Annotated in this window: 5 protein-coding genes and 1 pseudogene; 4 read left to right on the forward strand and 2 right to left on the reverse strand. The window is 42.8% G+C overall.

Annotated features, from left to right (window positions below; translation table 11 throughout):
* The 4 genes and pseudogenes from Q0546_RS07080 to Q0546_RS07095 form a co-directional block, all read left to right on the forward strand.
* Window positions 1-183 (forward strand): annotated as a pseudogene (locus Q0546_RS07080) (cytochrome C); the annotation flags it as partial.
* A 3-nt stretch (window positions 184-186) separates the two neighbouring features.
* Window positions 187-1,092, forward strand: a complete 906-nt coding sequence (locus tag Q0546_RS07085; RefSeq protein WP_298791709.1) for a NapH/MauN family ferredoxin-type protein — start codon at window positions 187-189, stop codon at window positions 1,090-1,092.
* Between the two features lie 10 nt (window positions 1,093-1,102).
* Complete coding sequence (locus tag Q0546_RS07090; protein WP_298791711.1) at window positions 1,103-1,762, forward strand: ABC transporter ATP-binding protein; 660 nt, start codon at window positions 1,103-1,105, stop codon at window positions 1,760-1,762.
* The gene (locus Q0546_RS07095; RefSeq protein ID WP_298791713.1) at window positions 1,755-2,582 is read left to right on the forward strand and encodes an ABC transporter permease subunit; all 828 of its coding nucleotides are present in this window, start codon (window positions 1,755-1,757) and stop codon (window positions 2,580-2,582) included. Before Q0546_RS07090 ends, Q0546_RS07095 begins: the two co-directional genes overlap by 8 nt.
* 189 nt (window positions 2,583-2,771) lie before the next feature.
* Here the strand turns inward: Q0546_RS07095 and Q0546_RS07100 are convergent, their stop codons facing one another.
* Together Q0546_RS07100 and Q0546_RS07105 are read right to left on the reverse strand one after the other, a co-directional pair.
* Window positions 2,772-2,903 carry a hypothetical protein gene (locus Q0546_RS07100; protein ID WP_297937176.1) on the reverse strand — a complete coding sequence of 44 codons (132 nt, stop codon included), beginning with the start codon at window positions 2,901-2,903 and terminating at the stop codon, window positions 2,772-2,774.
* A 72-nt stretch (window positions 2,904-2,975) separates the two neighbouring features.
* Window positions 2,976-3,578: hypothetical protein (locus Q0546_RS07105; RefSeq protein WP_298791715.1), on the reverse strand; the 603-nt coding region annotated here is incomplete at its 5' end.

Consider the following 3,578-nt stretch of genomic DNA (forward strand, 5'->3'; position numbering starts at 1 on the left):
GCAAACGGCAAGGGCGTAATGGCGCCTAAAATCTCAGGCAAAAGCAAGGACGAAATTTTAGCTAGACTAAAAGACTACAAAGAAAATAAAGTACCAAACAGCCTAATGAAGGGACTTTTAAACAACGTATCAGACGAGGATTTAGGCTTGTTAGCGGATGAAATTTCAAAATTTAAAGAGTAGCGGATGGATAAATATAGCACGCGTTGCACGGTCTCGAAGGTCGATTTTTTCGATACGCTGACGATAAAAAATGGTGAGGGCAAAAAAAGCCTCAGCTGGCGAGGACGCCGCCTCGTCGTGATCGCGCTAGTGCATATTTTGTTCGTGCTTTCTTACCGCGCGGATATTCAAATTTTAGAAGGCGACATCAGCGGATCAAGGATTTTAGGCTTTCATTTGACCGACGCTTTTATGAGTTTTCAGGTATTTGCCGCGACGCACGAGTTTCCGATAAATTTGATTATCGGCACGGCTACGATTTTGCTTTTTTACGCGCTCGTGGGCGGGAGGGCGTTTTGCGGCTGGGTGTGCCCCTATACCTTTTTAGGCGAGATCGGCGAGAAAATCCACGAAAATCTAGCCGCCAAAAAGATAATCAAACGCCGCGAGTTCGATCCCAAATGGCGCTACGTCTTTACCGCGCTTTTTATCGCGATGAGCTTTGCTAGCTCGCAGCTCGTGTTTGAGATTTTTAGCGTGACGGGCATAGTATCGCGCTTTATTATTTACGGTTATTTTCACGCGATTTGGTTTGCCCTTTTCGTGCTTTTGGTCGAGATTTTCTACTCCCGCAGAGGCTGGTGCCGCTACGTCTGCCCCATCGGCGCGACATACTCGCTACTAACCCGCACCAACGCCGTTAAAGTTAGCTGGAACAAAGATCGCTGCGACCACTGTTTAGTCTGCATCGATACCTGTCTCGTGCCGCACGTGCTAGAAATCACGAAGAAAAACGCTAAAACGGGCGACGACGAAAATAAAAAAGAATTTCGTCTCGTGGGCGGCGACTGCACGCTTTGCGGGCGCTGTATCGACGTGTGTCACCACGACGCGCTGAAATTTGACAACGGCTTTAAAAAGCTCATCTAAAAGGATAAATTTGATAATCTTAAAAGACATCACAAAGGCTTTTGGCTCTCAAAAGATACTCCAAAACGTAAATTTGAGCATAGAGAAGGGGCAAAAAACGGTCGTGCTCGGGCAAAACGGCGCCGGCAAAAGCTCGCTGATGCGTATAATACTGGGCGAATTTAAACCAAACAGCGGAGAGGTACGAGTAAACGGCTTTGACCCGTTTACCGCGCGCAAAGAAGCCCTTAGCGTGATATCTTTCGTTCCGCAAACGCCGCCGCCGCTTAAATTTAACCTAAAAGAGCTTTGCGAGTTCGTCTGCAAAAGCTCGGGCGTAGCGCAGGAAAATATAGAAAAATTTTGCGAGAAAATGGAGCTTGATCTAAAAGGAAATTTTCACAAGCCATTTTACAAACTCTCAGGCGGTATGAAGCAAAAAATGCTAATCGCAATCGCCTTTGCTAAAAACACCGAAGCCATGATGTTTGACGAGCCCACGGCAAATTTAGACCCAAAAGCCAGGCGAAATTTTATGGATCTACTAGGCGAGTTTGCGCGCGAAAAGACGCTGGTTTTCATCTCGCATAGGCTTGATGAGGTGCAAGGCATATCAAACCGCTACGTCGAGATGGATCTGGGGCAGATCATAAAAGACGAGCTAATCTCTCAAGGAGGCGCGCATGCGTAACTTGCTACTCATCGCCAAACTAGACGTCGCCGAGTCGCTGCGCTCGCGCTGGTTTCTCATCTATATGCTGGTTTTTATGGGGCTTATCGTTACTTTTATCTTTAGCGGCGTGACAGACTCGCGGGTGCTCGGTTTTAGCGGACTTACGCGGCTTTTGCTGCTTTTTATCCAAATTTGTATCATTATCGTGCCCATTTTCATCCTCATCTCGACCGTACGCAGCATCAGCGCCGACCGCGATACGAATCTGCTTGAGTATATGCTTAGCTTTCCCGTTAGCCTGGGCGAATACTATTTCGGCAAGGCTTTGGGGCGTATTTTCGTTATTTTCGTGCCGCTTTTGCTCTCTTTCGTTTTAGCCGTAGTTGCGGGTCTAGTTAAAAAAATAGAAATCCCGTGGGATATCCTAACCCTCTACACAGCCCTACTTTTCGCGCTTAGCTTCGTGTTTTTGTCGTTTGGATTTCTCATCTCCTCGATGATCAAAAATCAAGAAATGGGTCAAGGCGTCGCGTTTTTACTCTGGCTTATCTTGTTAGCGTTTTTGGATCTCGCGCTGATTGGCTTTTTGATGAAAACTAACGTGCGCGAGGATATCATCTTTTTTATCGCACTCATTAACCCGATCGAGGTCTTTAGGATCGCGGCGATTAGCCTATTTGATCCAAATTTAGCCGTTATCGGCGTGGCGTCAAATTTCGTGCTAAACAACTTTAGCGCGTTTGGATTTGTTATTTACTCGATTTTTTACCCGCTGATTTTAGGCGCGATTATGCTTGTTAGCGGATATTTTATCTTTAGCAGCAGGGATTTGGTGTAAATTTAGCTAGTCTGCGGTAGTCGTTTGGCGTTTAGGTAGGCTAGTTAGTCGTTTTATCAAGCAAATTTGACCGCACATGCGGATAAACCGCGATGAAACGACGCTATTTTCTACGCTATCCATAACCGCTAAAACCCAAAATTTATCATCGCGGCGAGGCGTATTAAATTTAAGTTCAAAATTCGCCTTTTATTTTATCGCGGTGATATATTTATCGGACGCCACTTTACCGACCGTCGGCTGGGTATCTTGGCCCCATATATAGTAGCTTAGCAACTGTTTTGAATAGTCGTCGTTTAAATTTAGATTAAATACAGCCATTGTTTATCCTTTGTGTTAAATTTTATTTTTTGATTTGAAATTTGCTTGGTAAATTTCAAATGATCAGGCTTTTCAGCCGCCTTTTGCCTCTCTACTTCTTAAATAATACTCTTCTAATGGATAATTTATATTTCCGCAGTTGTCTAGCTCAAAACCCTGTTTTATATCAAACGACGCCTTGTTTCTCTCCTGGTAATATTCTTTGATCTTTTCAGAAAAATTCATTCTATCAAATAAGTATTCGGGATGATTGCGTTGTATATAATTTTTATAAATTAAAACAAACTTATCTAACAATATATGAATATTTGGCCCTTTATAAGCGCCGTCTAGAGTAATTACCGGTCTATCAAATCCAGCACTCATATCGTTCAAATTTATTTTTAAATATTTCTTTGGGTCGGTTTTTTTGGCTTTTAGTTTATTCATAAAAATTTCCTCAAACGTCTCATTATTATCATGATGCGTTTTTAATATTTCAAACCAATTCGATAAATTTATACCTTCCAATTCATAATACGTAAGTTCATATTTGCTACGCCAGGAGCTACCATAGGTATTAGCTCTATAATCATTGATCATTTGCTCTAATTTTAACTCATAATCCAAATACTGCCCTATCGCTATTTTATACAACTCCTTTTTAGGTAAAATTCTATCCTCTTTGAGGCAGTA

Source organism: uncultured Campylobacter sp., from assembly GCF_937997465.1.
Lineage (GTDB): Bacteria > Campylobacterota > Campylobacteria > Campylobacterales > Campylobacteraceae > Campylobacter_A.

Bases quoted from the DNA above. Each gene is read 5' to 3' on its own strand.
- Q0546_RS07085 (WP_298791709.1), top strand. From the start codon at position 187: ATGGATAAATATAGCACGCGTTGCACGGTCTCGAAGGTCGATTTTTTC.
- Q0546_RS07095 (WP_298791713.1), top strand. From the start codon at position 1,755: ATGCGTAACTTGCTACTCATCGCCAAACTAGACGTCGCCGAGTCGCTG.
- Q0546_RS07100 (WP_297937176.1), bottom strand. From the start codon at position 2,903: ATGGCTGTATTTAATCTAAATTTAAACGACGACTATTCAAAACAGTTG.